This is a genomic window from Streptomyces torulosus (assembly GCF_001419765.1).
Lineage (GTDB): Bacteria > Actinomycetota > Actinomycetes > Streptomycetales > Streptomycetaceae > Streptomyces > Streptomyces torulosus.
Window position 1 is genome coordinate 20639 of sequence record NZ_LIRK01000137.1, and the last position, 16898, is coordinate 37536.

The following is a 16898-nucleotide window of genomic DNA, read 5'->3' on the forward strand; positions in this document are numbered from 1 at the left end:
GATGAGCGACGGGGAGCGGACAGTCACCCCCGCGCCCGCCCCGGCGGACGGCGGACGGGCCCCCTCGGACCCGCCCGTCGTCGAGGCGGCGGGCATAGTCAAACGATTCGGGCCGACCGTGGCCCTCGACGGCGCCCGGATCACCATCCGGCCCGGCGAGACCCACGCCCTCGTCGGCCGCAACGGAGCCGGCAAGTCGACCCTGGTGTCGGTCCTCACCGGTCTCCAGGCCCCCGACGAGGGAACGGTGGCCTTCGGCGGCCGGCCCGCTCCCCGGCTCAGCGACCGGGACGCCTGGCGGCGCCAGGTGGCCTGCGTCTACCAGAAGTCGACCATCATCCCCACCCTGACGGTCGCCGAGAACCTCTTCCTGAACCGGCACGACCGGGCCCGCGGCCGGCTCATCAGCTGGCAGGCCACCCGGCGCCGCGCACAGGAACTGCTGTCGACCTGGTCGGTGGACGTCGACCCGCAGACCCCCGCCGGGGAACTGAGCGTTGAGCAACGGCAGTTCGTGGAGATCGCCCGGGCCCTGTCCTTCGGGGCGCGGTTCATCATCCTCGACGAGCCGACCGCGCAACTCGACGGTGCCGCCATCAACCGCCTCTTCGACCGCATCCGCGATCTGCAACGCCAGGGCGTCACCTTCCTCTTCATCAGCCACCACCTCCAGGAGATCTACGAGATCTGCGACATGGTGACGGTCTTCCGCGACGCCCGGCACATCGTGACGGCGCCGGTCGCGGACCTCGCCCGGGCCGATCTCGTCGCCGCCATGACCGGCGAGGCAGCGACCGACCGGCGCGCGGAACGGTCCGGCACCCTCGACGCCGCCGCCCCCGCCGCGCTGCACGTCAACGCCCTGCGGGGCGACGGCTACGACGACGTCACCCTCCGGGTCGGGGCGGGCGAGATCGTCGGGCTCGCGGGCGCCGCCGGCAGCGGACGCACCGAGGTCGCCGAGACCGTCGTCGGCCTGAGGGCCGCGGCGGCGGGCGAGGTGGAGATCGCCGGGAAGCGCCCCCGGCCGGGCAGTGTGCCCGCGGCGCTCGCCGCCGGCGCCGGGTTCGTCCCCCAGGACCGGCACCACCAGGGCTTCGTACCGGACATGTCGATCGCGGACAACGCCACCCTGTCCGTACCGCAGCGGCTGAGTCAGGCCGGGTTCCTCAGCCGGGGCCGCCGGGACCGGCTCGCCGAAGGCATGATCGAGAACCTGGCGATCAAGACGCCCGGCCCCGACCTGCCCGTGTCCGCGCTGTCCGGGGGCAACCAGCAGAAGGTCGTCATGGCCCGGGCCCTCGCCGACGACCCCCGACTGCTGGTGCTGATCAATCCGACCGCGGGCGTGGACGTGCGCTCCAAGGAGTTCCTCCTCGGCAAGGTCGAGGAGACCGCGGAGACCGGCACGGGGGTGCTCATCGCCTCCGACGAGCTCGACGACCTGCGCATGTGCGACCGGGTCCTGGTGATGTTCCAGGGCCGTGTGACCTCAGAGATCGCCCGCGGCTGGCACGACCACGAACTCGTGGCCGCGATGGAAGGAGTGGACCTGCATGCCTGACGTGATGCCAGAAACCGTCCTCGCGGACACCGCCGCGACCGAGGCATCCGCGCCACGGCCCCGGCGGGCCGCACTGCTCGGCGGCCGGATCCCCCTGGCCCGGATGCGCGACCTCGCGCTGGTCCCGGCCATCGTGGTCATCGCGATCGTCGGACAGATCGTCAACCCGGTCTTCCTCCAGACCGACAACCTCGTCAACGTCCTGCAGACGATGTCCGAGATGGCCCTGCTGGTCCTCGCCCAGACGATGATCCTGATCGTCAAGAAGATGGACCTGTCGCTGGAGTCCACCATGGGCCTCGCGCCCGGTGTCGCGGCCTGGCTGGTGGTGCCGACCGGCGCCGGCCACGGACTCGGACTGCTGCCCGGCGCCTGGGCCGTGCCCGTCACCCTCGCCGTGGGCGCGCTCGTCGGGGTGATCAACGCCCTGCTGATCATCCGGTTCGGCCTCAACGGCTTCATCGTCACCCTCGGCATGCTGATCGTGCTGCGCGGTGTCCTCACCGGCATCTCGGGCGGTCAGACCTTCTTCCAGCTGCCGGAGTCGATGCTCTACCTCGGCACCGCCGCGTGGTTCGGGGTGCCCGCGTCGATCTGGATCTGCCTGCTGCTGTTCGCCGTCGCGATCGTCGTCCTCGGCTGGACCGGTTTCGGCCGGTCGCTGTACGCGATCGGCGGCAACGTCGACGCGGCGAAGGCGGCGGGCATCCGCACCGACCGGGTGCTGTGGATCGTCATCGTCACCGGCAGCCTGCTCGCCGCGCTCGCCGGGCTGATGCTCTCCGGGCGCCTCGCCTCGGTCGCGTCCGCGCAGGGCAACGGCTACATCTTCACCGTCTTCGCCGCCGCCGTCATCGGCGGGATCAGCCTCAACGGCGGCAAGGGCACCATGTTCGGCGCCTTCAGCGGCATCCTCCTGCTCTTCATGATCCAGAACGTGCTCACCCTGGCCGGCGTGCCCGCCCAGTGGATCGGCGCCCTCAACGGCCTGATCATCCTGGTCGCGCTGACCATCTCCCGCATCACGGGCGGCAAGGTCCAGGAGTGACCCGGCGGCCGCACCGGCCGCCCCACTCCTCCGCCGGCCCCCGTTCCCGTCACGCGGGGCCGCCCGTAAGTACCCGCCCCTCACAGGAGTTGCCGTCATGCAATCCGTCCCGTCCGCTTCCCCGGCCGCCGCCCGCATCACCGCCCTCGAGGTGCTGGACGTACGTTTCCCGACGTCCGAGCACCTGGACGGGTCGGACGCGATGAACCCCGAGCCCGACTACTCCGCCGCGTACGTCGTCCTGCGCACCGACGCCGGTGACGGGCTGGAGGGGCACGCCCTGGCCTTCACCACCGGCCGCGGCAACGATGTCCAGGCCGCCGCCATCGCGGCCCTCGCCCCGTACGTGGTGGGCCTTCCGGTCGAGGAACTCTGCGCCGACCTGGGCGCGTTCTCCCGCTCCCTCGTCCACGACCCCCAACTGCGCTGGCTCGGCCCGGAGAAGGGCGCCATCCACATGGCGACCGGAGCCGTCGTCAACGCGGCCTGGGACCTCGCCGCCAAGCGGGCCGGGAAGCCCGTGTGGCGCTTCCTCGCCGAGATGACGCCCGAGGAACTGGTCGCGCAGGTCGACTTCCGCTGGCTCAGCGACGCCCTCACCCCCGAGGAGGCACTGGAGATCCTGCGCCGCGCCGAACCGGGCCGCGAGGAGCGGATCGCCCACCTGCTGGAGCGGGGCTACCCCGCCTACACCACCACCCCCGGCTGGCTCGGCTACTCCGACGAGAAGCTGTCCCGCCTCGCCCGCGAAGCCGTCGCCGACGGCTTCACCCAGATCAAGCTGAAGGTCGGCGCGGACCTCCAGGACGACATTCGGCGCATGCGCACCGCCCGCGAGACCGTCGGGCCGGACATCCGCATCGCCGTCGACGCCAACCAGCGGTGGGACGTCCAGCCCGCCATCGACTGGATGCGCGAGCTGGCCCCCTACGACCCGTACTGGATCGAGGAGCCCACCTCCCCCGACGACATCCTCGGCCACGCCGCCGTCCGTAAGGCGCTCGGCCCCATCAAGGTCGCCACCGGTGAACACGTCGCCAACCGGGTCGTGTTCAAGCAGCTCCTCCAGGCGCAGGCGGTGGACATCGTGCAGATCGACTCCGCGCGGGTCGGCGGGGTCAACGAGAACCTCGCGATCCTGCTGCTCGCCGCGAAGTTCGGCGTACCGGTGTGCCCGCACGCCGGCGGAGTGGGCCTGTGCGAGATGGTCCAGCACCTGTCGATGTTCGACTACGTCGCCGTCTCCGGCACCACCGAGGACCGCGTCATCGAGTACGTCGACCATCTGCACGAGCACTTCGTCGACCCGGTGCGCATCGCCGACGGCCACTACCTGGCGCCGACGCTGCCGGGGCTCGGCGCGCAGATGCACCCCGCCTCCCTCAAGGAGTACACCTACCCCGACGGCCCCGTCTGGTCCGTCCGTGTCTGAGGTGCTGCCGCTGATCGACGCCCACCACCATGTCTGGGACCTCGACCGCCGTCCCCAGCCCTGGCTGAGCGAGCCGGGCCACGCGCCGATCCACCGAAGCTTCGGCACGGACGACCTGCGAGCGGCCGCGACCCGGCCGATTGCCGGGCGGCGGCTGCGGCGCACCGTCGTCGTCCAGTGCGTCACGTCCGTGCCGGAGACCCGTGAACTCCTCGCGCTGGCCGAGCGGGACCCCCTGGTCGGCGCGGTCGTCGGCTGGGTCGACCTGACCGCACCGGCCGTCGGCGACGTCCTCGACGAGCTGCGGGCCGGCCCCGGTGGCGGGTGTCTGCGAGCCGTACGCCACCTCGTCCAAGGCGAGTCCGACCCACTCTGGCTGCAACAGCCCTCCGTGGAGCGGTCGTTGCGTGCGGTGCGGGAGCGCGGACTGGCGTACGACATCCTCATCCGTGATCACCAGTTCGACCAGGCGGTGCGGCTGGCCGAGCGTCTCCCCGATCTGCCGCTCGTCCTCGACCACGCGGGCAAACCGCCCATCGCCTCAGGTGAACTCGGTTCCTGGGAGCAGGGGTTGAGACGGCTCGCCGCCCATCCGCAGGTGCGGTGCAAGGTCTCCGGTCTGGTCACGGAGGCCGCCCACCGGACGTGGACGACCGACGACATCCGCCCGGTGTGGGAGCTGTTGCTCTCCGTCTTCGGCCCCGACCGGCTGATGTTCGGCTCGGACTGGCCGGTCTGTGTCCTCGCCGGAGGCTGGAACGCGTGGGCGGCGACCGTCGAGGAACTGCTCGACGGCTGCTCCGCGACCGAGACGGAGGCGATCCTCGCCGGCACCGCGACCGCCTTCTACCGCCTCGGCCCCCTTGAACCACCCACTCCCGAGAGGAAGGAGGGAACACCGTGCTCCTGACCGATCTGCTGCACCCCGGCATCCTCGAAGCGCTGGCCGGCGCCGGCCACGGTGCCCGTGTGCTGCTCGCCGACGGCCACTACCCGGCGAGCACCGCCACCGGCGACCGCGCGAGGACCGTGCACCTGAACCTGGCCCCCGGGCTGCTGGACGTCACCACCGTCCTCGACGTCCTGCTGACCGCGCTGCCCGTGGAGTCGGCCCAGGTGATGGTGCCGCCCGAGGGCGAACCGGAACCGCCGGCCATCGCCGAGTACCGCGCGCGTCTGGCGCCCGCCCCGGTGGAGGCCCTCGACCGGTTCGCGTTCTACGACGCCGCCCGCTCCCCCGACCTCGCGCTGACCGTCGTCACCGCAGACGTCCGCACCTACGCCAACCTGCTGCTGACCATCGGCGTCCGCGCCGTAGAGACCCCGGGAACACGATGACACTCGCCGTCCGCTACACGGCCGCCCGCACCCTGGACACGGCTCCCGCACCGAGTGTGGAGCCGGGCCCCGGGGAGGTGGAGCTGGCCCCCGCCTACGTCGGTATCTGCGGCACCGACCTGCACATCTTCCACGGCGACATGGACGCCCGCGTCGCCACGCCCGCCGTGCTGGGGCACGAGATGTCCGGCCGGATCGTCGGGGTCGGCCCCGACGTGGAAGGCTGGCAGGTCGGGGACGCGGTGACGGTGATGCCGCTGCGCTGGGACGGCACCTGCCCCGCCTGCCGGGCCGGGCACCAACACGTCTGCCAGCACCTCGACTTCATCGGCATCGACTCCCCCGGCGCCATGCAGCAGCGCTGGACCGTACCCGCCTCCACCCTGATCCGCCTGCCCGAATCACTCCCGCTCGACCGGGCCGCACTCGTGGAGCCCACTGCGGTGGCCGTCCACGACGTCGGGCGGGCGCAGGTCGCCGAGGGCGAGAAGGTCGTGGTCGTCGGCGGTGGGCCGGTCGGGGTGCTGATCGCACTGGTCGCGCAGGCCGCCGGGGCCGAGGTGCGGGTGGTGGAGCTCAGCGCCCACCGCCGTGCGCTGGCCGAGGGACTGGGGCTGACCACGTGGGATCCGACCGCCGACGACATCGGCGCCCTCGTCGGCACGTGGACCGCCGACGCGGGCGCGGACGTGGCGTTCGAGGTGTCCGGCGCGGCGGGCGGTGTCGACACCGCCGTGGAAGTCCTCGGGGTGCGGGGGCGGCTGTGTCTGGTCGCGATCCATCCCCGGCCCCGCGAGGTGAACCTGCACCGCTTCTTCTGGCGCGAACTCACCCTCGTCGGAGCCCGGTTGTACGACCGCTCCGACTTCGAGCGGGCGGTCGCCCTGGTCGCGGACGGCACGATCCCCGCCGACCGGCTGATCAGCAAGGTCGTCCCCCTCACCCAGGCACCCGCCGCGTTCGAGGCGCTGGAGGGCGGCGGTGACGTGATGAAGATCCTCGTGGACTGCACCGACGACACCGACACCTCCGACGACACGCAAGGAGCCGCCGTATGAGCGCCTTCGACCTCACCGGGAAGCTCGCCGTCGTCACCGGAGCCCGGCGTGGTATCGGCCGGGCCATGGCCCGCGCACTCGCCGCCGCCGGAGCGGACATCATCGGAGTGAGCGCCAACCTGGAGGAATCCGGCAGCGAGGTCGAGAAGGACGTGACCGCCGCAGGCCGCACCTTCGAGGCGATCCGCACCGACTTCGCCGACCCCGACGCCGTGCGCGCCCTGGGCGCGGAGCTGGCCGGCCGGGAGCGCCCGGTGGACATCCTGGTCAACAACGCGGGCACCATCCGCCGCGCCCCGGCCGCCGAACACCCCGACGAGGACTGGGAGTTGGTGCTCCAGGTCAACCTGAGCGCCCAGTTCGCCCTCACCCGGGCGGTCGGCGCGACGATGGTGGCCCGCGGCCGGGGGAAGGTCGTCTTCACGGCGTCGCTGCTCAGCTTCCAGGGCGGCATCACCGTCCCCGGCTACACGGCCGCCAAGCACGGCATCGCCGGTCTGACCAAGGCCCTCGCCAACGAATGGGCACCGCACGGCGTCAACGTCAACGCCATCGCGCCCGGCTACATCGCCACCGACAACACCCAGGCCCTCCAGGACGACCCCGTCCGCAGCAAGGCGATCCTGGACCGCATTCCCGCCGGACGCTGGGGCAGCGCCGACGACCTGGCCGGGGCCACCGTCTTCCTCGCCTCCGACGCCGCCGCCTACGTCCACGGCACGGTCCTGCCCGTCGACGGCGGATGGCTCGGCCGATGACCGGCACCGATCTCGCGGGCGTGCTCGACGGTTGCCGCATCCTGCCGGTGCTGACCGTGCCCGACCCCGGCACGGCAGGCCCGCTCGCCGACGCGCTCGCGGCAGGCGGCGCGCGGTGCGCGGAGGTCACCTTCCGCACGCCGGACGCGGCGCAGGTCCTGAAGACGATGGCCGCGCACGGTGGCCTGGTCGTCGGTGCCGGGACCGTGCTCACCGCCGAGCAGGCGGAACGGGCGGTGGCGGCGGGCGCACGCTTCGTCGTCTCCCCCGGCTACGACGGGGACGTCGTCGCGCGCTGCCGCGAGCTGGGGGTGCCCGTCGTGCCGGGCATCGCCACCGCGACCGAGCTGATGCGCGCCCTCGCGGCGGGCCTCGACACCGTCAAGCTCTTCCCCGCGGAGCCGCTCGGCGGGGGCGCGCTGCTGCGGGCTTTGGCCGCCCCCTTCCCCGGGGTGCGTTTCGTGCCGACCGGCGGCATCGGCCTCGACCGGATGTCCGACTATCTCGCCCATCCTGCGGTTCTCGCCGTCGGCGGCAGTTGGATGGCCACGCCGGGCCATCTGGAGCGCGGCGACTTCGCCGGGATCCGCCGGCTGACCGCCGAGGCCGTGGAGAGGAGTGCCCGGTGATCGACGTGCTGGCCCTGGGCGAGGTGATGCTGCGCTTCGACCCGGGCGAGGGGCGCATCCGCACCACCCGCACCTTCCAGGTGTGGGAGGGCGGCGGCGAGTACAACGTCGTACGAGGCCTGCGCCGCTGCTTCGGGCTGCGTACGGCCGTCGTCACCGCCCTCGCCGACAACGCGGTCGGCCGGCTCGTCGAGGACCTCGTCCTCCAGGGCGGCGTCGACACCTCGCTGATCCGCTGGGTGCCCGACGACGGCATCGGCCGCACCGCCCGCAACGGCCTGAACTTCGTCGAGCGCGGCTACGGCATCCGCGGCGCCCTCGGCGTCAGCGACCGCGCGCACACCGCTGTCTCCCAGCTGCGCAAGGGCGACATCGACTGGGACACACTGTTCGCGTCCGGGCCCCGCTGGTTCCACACCGGCGGCATCTTCGCCGGCCTGTCCGACACCACCGTCGACGTCGCCGACGAGGCCATGGCCGCCGCCCGCCGCCACGGCGTCACCGTCTCCTACGACCCGAACTACCGCCCCAGCCTCTGGGCGGGCCGCGGCGGTGCCGACCGGGCCCGCGAGGTCGACCTGCGGCTCGCCCGGCACGCCGACGTGGTGGTGGGCGCCCTCGGCCTGGCCGGACCGTACCCGGGAGCGGTGCGGGTCGGCCGGGACGAGGTGCCCGACGCGCTCGCCGAGGTCGCCCGCCGGCTGCCGTCGGCACGGGTGCTGGCGACGACACTGCGCGGGGTGCCGTCGGCGGGCGTGAACGACTGGTCCTCGGCGGCCTGGTCGCCGACGGACGGTTTCGTCGCGGGCCCCGACCTGCCGGGTCTGCAGGTCCTGGACCGCATCGGCTCCGGCGACGCGTTCGCCGCCGGTCTCATCCACGGCCTGCTCACCGGCACCGGCCTGGAGCGCGCCCTCGCCTACGGCACGGCGCACGGGGCGCTCGCCATGACCACACCGGGCGATGTCTCCATGGCGTCGCTCGCGGAGGTCGAGGCGCTCGTGGCCGGTGGCTCGGCCGCCGTCCGGCGCTGACCGGCGCCCCGTCCCCTCCGCAACCCCGCCCCCAGGAGCACGCCGTGCGCAACCGCAAGATCGCGAACACCTCCGTCGAGGTCACCGAGCTGGGCTTCGGTGCCTCCGTCATCGGCAACCTCTACCGGGTCACACCGGTCCAGGACGCGGCGGCCGCCGTCGAGACCGCCCTGGACGCGGGCATCCGCTACTTCGACACCGCGCCCCACTACGGGCTCGGACTGTCCGAGCGGCGCCTCGGAGCCGCTCTGCGGGGCCTGCCCCGCGAGCGGTACGTCGTCTCCTCCAAGGTGGGCCGCCTCCTCGTGCCCAACGAACGGCCGCGAGGCGTCGACAGCGAGGGGTTCGTCGTCCGGGACGACCTGCGCCGCGAGTGGGACTTCAGCCGCGACGGCGTCCTGCGCTCCATCGACGCCACCCTGGAACGGACCGGCCTCGACCGGCTCGACATCGTCTACCTCCACGACCCCGACGACCACTGGCGGCAGGCCGCCGACGAGGCCATGCCCGCCCTCGCCGACCTGCGCGACCAGGGAGTCGTCGGAGCGATCGGCGCCGGTATGAACCAGTCGGCCATGCTCGCCCGCTTCCTTCGCGAGACCGCCGCCGACGTCGTGATGCTCGCCGGCCGCTACACGCTCCTCGACCAGTCCGCCCTCGACGACGTCCTGCCCGCCGCCGTCGACCACGGCAGGAGCGTGGTCGCCGTCGGCGTGTTCAACTCGGGTCTGCTGTCACGGGACCGCCCGGCCCCCGGCATGAAGTTCGACTACGCGGACGCCCCACCGCACCTCGTCGCCCGGGCGCGGGAGATCGCCGAGGTCTGCGAACGTCACGGGACGACCCTGCCCGCCGCCGCGATCGCCTTCCCCTTCAGCCATCCCAGTATCATCAACGTCACCCTGGGAATGAGGAACGAGGAGCAGGTCAGGCGGAACGTGGACCTGTACCGTCGGCGGGTGCCCGAAGGCCTCTGGGACGATCTTCGCACCAGGGGACTGATCAGACCGGACGTACCCACGCGGAACAGCGCGGAGCACACTCCGGAGACGGAAGGGGTGGGCGTTGTCTCTGACGGACCGGGCCATTGAGCAGATCCGCGAGCTGATCCGCACCGGCGCGCTGCCGCCGGGCTCCAAGCTGCCGCCGGAACCGGAGCTGGCCGCGCAGCTGGGCCTGTCGCGCAACCTGGCGCGCGAGGCCGTCAAGGCGCTCGCCGTCGCCCGTGTCCTGGAGGTGCGGCGGGGCGACGGCACCTATGTGACCAGTCTCCAGCCCAGCCTGCTGCTCGAAGGTCTCGGTGGCGCGGTGGAGCTGCTGCAGGGCGACACGGTGGCGTTGCTGGACCTGATGGAGGTGCGCCGGCTCCTCGAACCGGTCGCCACCTCCCTCGCCGCCACCCGGATCACCGACGAGCAACTGGCTGAGGTGAAGCAGCACCTGGACGCCATGCGCGCGGCGCGCGACGACGTCGAGCAGTTGAACGCGCACGACGCGGCGTTCCACCGTGCCGTCGTCGCGGCCACGGGCAACGAGACGCTGCTCACCCTGCTGGAGGGCATCTCGGGCCGTACGCTGCGCGCCCGTATCTGGCGCGGTCTGGTGGACGACCAGGCCTCGGGGCGCACCCTCGCGGAACACGAGGCGATCTTCGAGGCCCTGTCGTCCCGTGACGCCGTCCTCACTCACGCCGCCGCGCTGATGCATGTGAACCACACCGAGCAGTGGCTGCGCGACCACCTCAGGAACGCCGACTCCCTGGAGGACGGCCCGCAGGTGCCCCCCGTCCACGGCTGACGCCGATAAGCCCACGCTCCGCCGTCCGTGCCGGGCGCCCGACGGCCCGGACGGCACTCGGGGTCGCCGCGTCCGCTCCTCGAACGCCGCGTGGGCCGATTCCGGGTCCGCCATGGTCAGCCCGTCGGCGACCACTCGATAATCGAACAGTTTCCGGCCAAAGACTTGATATGCCCCTGACATAAGCGGCTCACGTCTGTCACTCTGTGCCCACTCCGTCTCACGACGGAGCACGCGCACCCGCAACGCAGCTCTCCCTGCACCACCCGGCGCCCCATCCGTGCACCGGGTCCTTCGTACGGCCGTTCGTCCAACGTCGGCCGCAGCAAAGGAGTTCGCGTGAGATCCACCCCCCACAGACGTACAACGGCCATGGCCACGCTGGTCGTCGCGGCAGCGATGCTCGCGGTGGCGGTACCGGGCGGCTCGGCCAGCGCCCGCGGTGACGGCGGCGAAGGCATCGCCCGTCCCGCGGCCGCCAAGCCCGACCGCGGGTCCCTGCCCGCGAAGCTGATCCCCGCTCAGCGCGAGACCCTCATCCGCAAGGCCGAGAAGGCCACGGACAGCACCGCCGACCGCCTCGACCTGGGCGGCAAGGAGGAGCTGCGGGTCCGTGACGTCGTCAAGGACGCCGACGGCACCCTGCACACCCGCTACGAGCGCACCTACGCCGGACTTCCCGTCCTCGGCGGCGACCTCATCGTCCACGCGTCGAAGTCCGGCGCGGTCGAGAGCGTCACCCGTTCCTACAAGCCCCGGCTGAAGGTGTCGGACCTCAGCGCCGCGGTCAGCAAGGCCACGGCGGAGAAGCAGGCGCTCAAGGCGGCCAAGGACGAGGGGTCGGCCAAGACCGAGGCGGACAGCGTCCGCAAGGTCGTCTGGGCCGCGAAGGGCACGCCCACCCTCGCCTACGAGACCGTCGTCAGCGGGTTCCAGCACGACGACACCCCGAGCGAGCTGCACGTCATCACCGACGCGCAGACCGGCAAGAAGCTGTTCGAGTACGAGGGTGTGCACACCGGCACGGGCAACACCCGCTACAGCGGAACGGTCACGCTCGGCACGAGCGAGTCCGGCTCGTCGTACACGCTGACCGACGCCGACCGGGGCAACCACCGCACGTACAACCTCAATCGCGGCTCGTCCGGCACCGGCACCCTGTTCAGCGGCTCCGACGACATCTGGGGCGACGGGACCACCGGCAACCTGGAGACGGCCGGCGCGGACGCCCACTACGGCGCGGCGCTGACCTGGGACTACTACAAGAACGTGCACGGCAGGAACGGGCTGCGCAACGACGGTGTCGCCCCGTACAGCCGGGTCCACTACGGCAACAACTACGTCAACGCGTTCTGGCAGGACGCCTGCTTCTGCATGACGTACGGCGACGGGTCGGGCAACGCCAACCCTCTCACCTCGATCGACGTGGCCGCCCACGAGATGACGCACGGTCTCACCTCGGTCACCGCCAACCTCAACTACAGCGGCGAGTCCGGCGGGTTGAACGAGGCGACCTCCGACATCTTCGCCGCCGCCGTCGAGTTCGCCGCGGGCAACCCCGAGGACGTCGGGGACTACCTGGTCGGCGAGAAGATCAACATCAACGGCGACGGCACACCGCTGCGGTACATGGACAAGCCCAGCAAGGACGGCGCCTCGCGCGACTACTGGTCCTCCTCGCTCGGCTCCGTCGACGTCCACTACTCCTCCGGTCCGGCCAACCACTGGTTCTACCTGGCCTCCGAGGGCAGCGGCGCCAAGGTCGTCAACGGGGTCTCCTACGACTCCCCGACGTACGACAACCTGCCGGTGACGCCGATAGGCCGGGCCGCGGCCGAGAAGATCTGGTTCCGGGCGCTGACCACGTACATGACGTCCACGACCAACTACGCGGGCGCCCGCACGGCCACCCTGCAGGCCGCCGCCGACCTGTACGGGCTCGGCTCGGTGACCTACAACAACACCGCCAACGCCTGGGCCGCGATCAATGTCGGTGCCCGGATCCTCGACGGTGTGACCGTCGTCCCGCCGGCGGCCCAGTACTCCCTGGTCGGTCAGGCCGTCACGCTGGACGTCCAGGCGTCCTCCACCAACCCCGGCGCCCTGTCGTACGCGGCGACCGGTCTGCCGGACGGACTGTCCATCGACGCCTCCACGGGCCGGATCTCGGGTACGCCGACCACGGCCGGCAACTCGACGCCGACGGTCACGGTGACGGACGCAGCCGGCGAGACCGGTACGGCGAGCTTCGCCTGGCGGGTGGACGAGGAGGGCAACCAGTCGGTCTTCGAGAACACCGCCGACTACCAGATCCCCGACAACTCCACCGTCGAGTCCCCGATCAACGTCAACCGGGCGGGGGCCGCGTCCAATCCGCTCACCGTGGACGTGAACATCGTCCACACCTGGCGCGGTGACCTGGTCGTCGACCTCGTCGCCCCGGACGGCACCGCGTACCGGCTGAAGAACTCCGCGTCCTCCGACTCGGCGGACGACGTGATCGCGACGTACACGGTGGACGCGTCCTCCGAGACCGCCGCGGGCACCTGGAAGCTGCGCGTCCAGGACGTGGCGAGCCTCGACACCGGTTACATCAACAGCTGGAAGCTGACCTTCTGACAGAGCGACACCTCACTCTGCGACAGGTCGGTCAGGCGGTCGGTCCCTGCTTCACGGGGGCCGGCCGCTCCTCCGTGTCCCCCTCCGCGTTGATGTGCGGCAGCACGCGGTCCAGCCACCGCGGGGTCCACCAGGCGTGACTGCCGAGCAGGGTCATCACCGCGGGGACCATGAGCAGGCGGACGACCGTCGCGTCGATCAGGACGCTCACGGCGAGGCCGAGGCCGAGCATCTTCACCACGATGTTGTCGCTCACGATGAACGCGGCGAACACGCTGACCATGATGAGCGCGGCGCAGGTGATGACGCGCGCGGTGATCTCCAGGGCGTGGGCGACGGAGGCGCGGGCGTCCCCGGTCCGCTGCCAGGCCTCGTGGACACGGGAGAGGAGGAAGATCTCGTAGTCCATGCTGAGGCCGAAGATGATGGCGAACATCATCATCGGGACGTAGCTCTCGATGGGCACCTTGCCGTTGACGCCGAGGGCCGGGCCGCCCCAGCCCCACTGGAAGACGGCGACGACCACCCCGTACGAGGCCCCGATGGACAGGACGTTGAGGACCGCCGCCTTCAGCGCGACGAGCGGACCGCGGAAGACGGCGAGGATGATCAGGAAGGCGAGGGCGACGACCACGGCGATGATGACGGCCAGCCGACTCGCCACGATGTCGCGGAAGTCGACCTGGGACGCGGTGGTGCCGGTGACATAGCCCTCGGCCTTGGTGCCGGACACCGCGCCGGGCAGGGTGTCGTCGACGAGGCGGTTCACCAGGTCCGTGGTGTCGGCGTTCTGCGGGGACTGTGTGGAGTAGACCGTGCCGACCAGGACGTCCCCGTCCTGGGTGGGGGTCAGCGGGGTGACCGCGTACGCGCCCTTCACGTCGTCGAGGTCCTTCTGCACGGTGCTCTGCAGGGACTGCCGGTCGGAGGACGGGACGGACGTCTGGTCGACGACGATCGTGAGGGGCCCGTTGGAGCCGGGCCCGAAGGCGTCGGTCATCAGGTCGTAGGCGCGCCGGTCGGTGAACGAGGTGGGGTCGGCACCGTCACCGATGTGGCCGAGCTGCATGGAGAAGACGGGGATCGCGAGGATCGCCACGGTCACCACACCGGCCGACAGGAACAACCAGGGGTGGTGCTCCACGCGCTGGGCGTAGCGGTGCCAGGTCCCGGTGATCTCCTCGCCCTCCTGGACGCCGGTCTCCGCGACGGGACGGCGCACGTGGTAGCGGTCGATGCGTCGGCCGATGAGGCCGAGCAGGGCCGGGAGCAGGGTGAGGGCGCCCGCGATCGCGGAGACGACGGTCGTCGCGGCGGCGAGCCCCAGCTTGCCGATGAAGCTCACCCCGGAGGCGTACAGCCCGGCGAGGGCGACGATCACCGTGCAGCCGGAGACGAGGACGGCGTGCCCGCTGGTGGAGGCGGCCCGTCCGGCGGCCCGCACCGGGTCGGCGCCGTCCATGAGGGCCTGCCGGTGACGGGTGATCAGGAACAGGGCGTAGTCGATGCCGACGCCGATACCGATCATGGTGGCCAGGGTCGGGGAGACGGTGGCGAAGGTGAACGCGGCGGCCAGCAGACCGAGGCAGGCCAGACCGCCGATCACGCTGAGCAGCGCGGTCACCAGGGGCAGACCGGCCGCGATGACACTGCCGAAACCGATCAGCAGGACGACGATCGCCACGCCGAAGCCGATGAGTTCGCTGACCCGGTCGTCGGGGGCGGGCCGGGCCAGTTCGCCGAGCGGACCGCCGTACTCGACCTCGGCGCCCGCCGACCGCAGCGGCTGCACCGCGTCGTCGACACCGTGGAGGTAGCTGTCCTGGAGGGTCGACGGCTGTACGTCGAAGCGGATGGTGATGTACGCGGTCTTCTGGTCGGAGGACAGCGGGCCGACATTCGGCTGCTTCGACTGGTCGGACTGGCTCGACTCGTCGGACTGGTCCGACGACTGTGAGGAGGCCGTGGTCAGCGGGTTCTGCACCGACAGCACGTGCGACAGCTTCTGCAGGTCGTCGACCGTGTCGGACATCTGGGAGCCGAGCTGGGTCAGCGGCTTGTCCTTGTCGTGGACGACGATCTGGCTGCTGTAGCCGCCGGCCTGGGGATCGTGCGCCTTCAGGACGTCCAGACCCTTCTGGGACTGCGAACCGGGCAGGGAGAAGTTGTCCGAGTAGTCGCCGCCGAACGAGCGGTTGAGGACCTGGAGGGCCGCCAGCACCACCAGCCAGGCGACGATCACGATCACGAAGTGCCGGGCGCACCACTCGCCGAGTCCGCGCAGCCCGCCGGTGCCGCTCCTGTCGCCGCCCTTGCCGTGGGAACGCCGTGCGCTCATCTCTCTCCCTGGGGACGATCTCCGACCCTCATTAGACGGTCCTCACGGCACCCCGGCATCTCCTGCGCCGCCGGTCCCCCGGATGGCGGCCCCGGCTTGACGGGCGGACGATGGGGAGGTGGGACGGAACGGAAGGAGCCGCCATGCTGGAGATCAAGACGGTCGAGAAGCCGGACGAACGCCGGGACTTCCCGCGGGGGCACCTCGAAGCCGTCCACCTCACGGGGCTCGACTTCGCCGTGGGTGTCTTCGAACCGGGATGGCGCTGGTCGGAGTCGGTCGCACCGATCGCGGGCACAAACAGCTGCGAGGTCCACCACAACGGCTACATCGCGCAGGGGCGCATGCACATCCGTATGGACGACGGCGGTGAGGGCGAGCTGGGACCGGGCGATGTCTTCGTCTGTCCGCCGGGCCACGACGCGTGGGTCGTGGGCGACGAGCAGTGCGTCGTCTACGACTTCGCCGGGCAGATGGCCAAGGACTACGCCAAGGCCGCCGGTGACTGATCCGGGTGAGGGTGAGAGGGAAAGGAGGCGGGGGCGTTCGCGCCCCCGCCTCCGCCATGCTGTGTTCCGCCGTTCCCGCGCGAATGGTCGGACACGGCCTAGACGCCGTCGATCTCCTTGAGGTTCTCCAGCGTCGCGGTGGTGTCGGTCTTGAGCCAGTCGGTGACCTCGGCCACCTCCGGAAGGCTGGCCGCGTCGTCGTCGTAGGACGACGCGTACGCGCTCCAGCTCATCTCGTACGTCACCCAGCCGTCGCGCACCGCGAGCGTGGCCGAGCGGCTGCCGCTGCTGTCGCCGCCGGAGGTGGTGTCCTCCGTGACCAGGTACGCCTCGTCGCCGAAGCCGCTGATCCGCTCGACCTCGTAGTCGTCGTAGCGCTGGTCGTACTCGGCCCAGCGGGCGGTGAACTCGGGGCCGGGGTCGGTCTTCTTGTGCAGCTCCAGTTCCACGGAGAAGTACGCGTCGGAGAGGGTGGAGGTCGAGGACTTCTTCAGGGAGAGGCTGCAGTAGCTCTGGTCGAGGGCCTCGTGTTCCAGGGACTGGTTCACGGGGCTCGAGTCCTCCTCCGGGTACTCGTCGTCGAACGAGGAGTGCTCGACCTCCCGGCAGAGCTCGGACTTGGCCTCGTATCCGCGCAGGTCGGCCTCGTCGTCGCGGCCCAGGAGGAAGACGCCTCCGGCCCACGCCGCGGAGGCCAGCACCGCGCCCACCACGGCCCAGAGCACGGCGCGTCCGGCGCCTCCCGAGCCGGGGGCGGCGGGGGCCGGGGGGTAG

The 16898-nt window shown here is 71.6% G+C and carries 15 protein-coding genes; 13 read left to right on the forward strand and 2 right to left on the reverse strand.

Annotated features, from left to right (window positions below; genetic code table 11):
* The first annotated feature begins 1 nt into the window (after position 1).
* From AOK23_RS10500 to AOK23_RS10555, 12 genes are all read left to right on the forward strand, one after another.
* Positions 2 to 1564, forward strand: coding sequence for a sugar ABC transporter ATP-binding protein (locus tag AOK23_RS10500; RefSeq protein WP_055712472.1), 1563 nt, complete (start codon positions 2 to 4; stop codon positions 1562 to 1564).
* 4 nt (positions 1565 to 1568) lie between these two features.
* Positions 1569 to 2612 carry an ABC transporter permease gene (locus tag AOK23_RS10505; RefSeq protein ID WP_055712485.1) on the forward strand — a complete coding sequence of 348 codons (1044 nt, stop codon included), beginning with the start codon at positions 1569 to 1571 and terminating at the stop codon, positions 2610 to 2612.
* Positions 2613 to 2709: 97 nt separating this feature from the next.
* Positions 2710 to 4044 (forward strand): L-fuconate dehydratase, encoded by a 1335-nt coding sequence (locus AOK23_RS10510; protein WP_055712473.1) that lies wholly within the window; start codon positions 2710 to 2712, stop codon positions 4042 to 4044.
* Positions 4037 to 4954, forward strand: coding sequence for an amidohydrolase family protein (locus AOK23_RS10515; protein ID WP_055712474.1), 918 nt, complete (start codon positions 4037 to 4039; stop codon positions 4952 to 4954). Before AOK23_RS10510 ends, AOK23_RS10515 begins: the two co-directional genes overlap by 8 nt.
* Positions 4945 to 5382 carry an RbsD/FucU domain-containing protein gene (locus AOK23_RS10520; protein WP_055712475.1) on the forward strand — a complete coding sequence of 146 codons (438 nt, stop codon included), beginning with the start codon at positions 4945 to 4947 and terminating at the stop codon, positions 5380 to 5382. Before AOK23_RS10515 ends, AOK23_RS10520 begins: the two co-directional genes overlap by 10 nt.
* Positions 5379 to 6440 (forward strand): zinc-dependent alcohol dehydrogenase, encoded by a 1062-nt coding sequence (locus AOK23_RS10525; protein ID WP_055712476.1) that lies wholly within the window; start codon positions 5379 to 5381, stop codon positions 6438 to 6440. Before AOK23_RS10520 ends, AOK23_RS10525 begins: the two co-directional genes overlap by 4 nt.
* Positions 6437 to 7198: an SDR family oxidoreductase gene (locus AOK23_RS10530; protein WP_055712477.1), complete on the forward strand. Its 762-nt coding sequence runs from the start codon at positions 6437 to 6439 to the stop codon at positions 7196 to 7198. Before AOK23_RS10525 ends, AOK23_RS10530 begins: the two co-directional genes overlap by 4 nt.
* Positions 7195 to 7827 (forward strand): bifunctional 4-hydroxy-2-oxoglutarate aldolase/2-dehydro-3-deoxy-phosphogluconate aldolase, encoded by a 633-nt coding sequence (locus AOK23_RS10535; RefSeq protein ID WP_055712478.1) that lies wholly within the window; start codon positions 7195 to 7197, stop codon positions 7825 to 7827. Before AOK23_RS10530 ends, AOK23_RS10535 begins: the two co-directional genes overlap by 4 nt.
* On the forward strand, positions 7824 to 8861 hold the full coding sequence (locus AOK23_RS10540) for a sugar kinase (RefSeq protein ID WP_055712479.1): 1038 nt from the start codon (positions 7824 to 7826) through the stop codon (positions 8859 to 8861). The genes AOK23_RS10535 and AOK23_RS10540 overlap by 4 nt, the downstream gene beginning before the upstream one ends.
* Before the next feature lie 44 nt (positions 8862 to 8905).
* Positions 8906 to 9952, forward strand: coding sequence for an aldo/keto reductase (locus AOK23_RS10545; protein ID WP_079049403.1), 1047 nt, complete (start codon positions 8906 to 8908; stop codon positions 9950 to 9952).
* On the forward strand, positions 9927 to 10658 hold the full coding sequence (locus tag AOK23_RS10550; RefSeq protein WP_055712486.1) for a FadR/GntR family transcriptional regulator: 732 nt from the start codon (positions 9927 to 9929) through the stop codon (positions 10656 to 10658). Before AOK23_RS10545 ends, AOK23_RS10550 begins: the two co-directional genes overlap by 26 nt.
* A gap of 339 nt (positions 10659 to 10997) precedes the next feature.
* The gene (locus AOK23_RS10555; protein WP_055712480.1) at positions 10998 to 13277 is read left to right on the forward strand and encodes a M4 family metallopeptidase; all 2280 of its coding nucleotides are present in this window, start codon (positions 10998 to 11000) and stop codon (positions 13275 to 13277) included.
* A 31-nt stretch (positions 13278 to 13308) separates the two neighbouring features.
* Here AOK23_RS10555 and AOK23_RS10560 read toward each other — a convergent pair whose 3' ends face one another.
* Positions 13309 to 15615 carry an MMPL family transporter gene (locus AOK23_RS10560; RefSeq protein ID WP_055712481.1) on the reverse strand — a complete coding sequence of 769 codons (2307 nt, stop codon included), beginning with the start codon at positions 15613 to 15615 and terminating at the stop codon, positions 13309 to 13311.
* A gap of 143 nt (positions 15616 to 15758) precedes the next feature.
* On the opposite strand from AOK23_RS10560, the gene AOK23_RS10565 reads away from it, so the two are divergent.
* Positions 15759 to 16124 (forward strand): cupin domain-containing protein, encoded by a 366-nt coding sequence (locus tag AOK23_RS10565; protein WP_055712482.1) that lies wholly within the window; start codon positions 15759 to 15761, stop codon positions 16122 to 16124.
* Between the two features lie 98 nt (positions 16125 to 16222).
* Here AOK23_RS10565 and AOK23_RS10570 read toward each other — a convergent pair.
* A partial coding sequence (locus AOK23_RS10570) for a hypothetical protein (RefSeq protein WP_055712487.1) occupies positions 16223 to 16898 on the reverse strand: 676 nt, incomplete at its 5' end.

Coding starts and splice junctions, on each gene's coding strand:
- AOK23_RS10500 (WP_055712472.1), top strand. CDS start 2: ATGAGCGACGGGGAGCGGACAGTCACCCCCGCGCCCGCCCCGGCGGAC.
- AOK23_RS10505 (WP_055712485.1), top strand. CDS start 1,569: ATGCCAGAAACCGTCCTCGCGGACACCGCCGCGACCGAGGCATCCGCG.
- AOK23_RS10510 (WP_055712473.1), top strand. CDS start 2,710: ATGCAATCCGTCCCGTCCGCTTCCCCGGCCGCCGCCCGCATCACCGCC.
- AOK23_RS10525 (WP_055712476.1), top strand. CDS start 5,379: ATGACACTCGCCGTCCGCTACACGGCCGCCCGCACCCTGGACACGGCT.
- AOK23_RS10530 (WP_055712477.1), top strand. CDS start 6,437: ATGAGCGCCTTCGACCTCACCGGGAAGCTCGCCGTCGTCACCGGAGCC.
- AOK23_RS10535 (WP_055712478.1), top strand. CDS start 7,195: ATGACCGGCACCGATCTCGCGGGCGTGCTCGACGGTTGCCGCATCCTG.
- AOK23_RS10560 (WP_055712481.1), bottom strand. CDS start 15,615: ATGAGCGCACGGCGTTCCCACGGCAAGGGCGGCGACAGGAGCGGCACC.
- AOK23_RS10565 (WP_055712482.1), top strand. CDS start 15,759: ATGCTGGAGATCAAGACGGTCGAGAAGCCGGACGAACGCCGGGACTTC.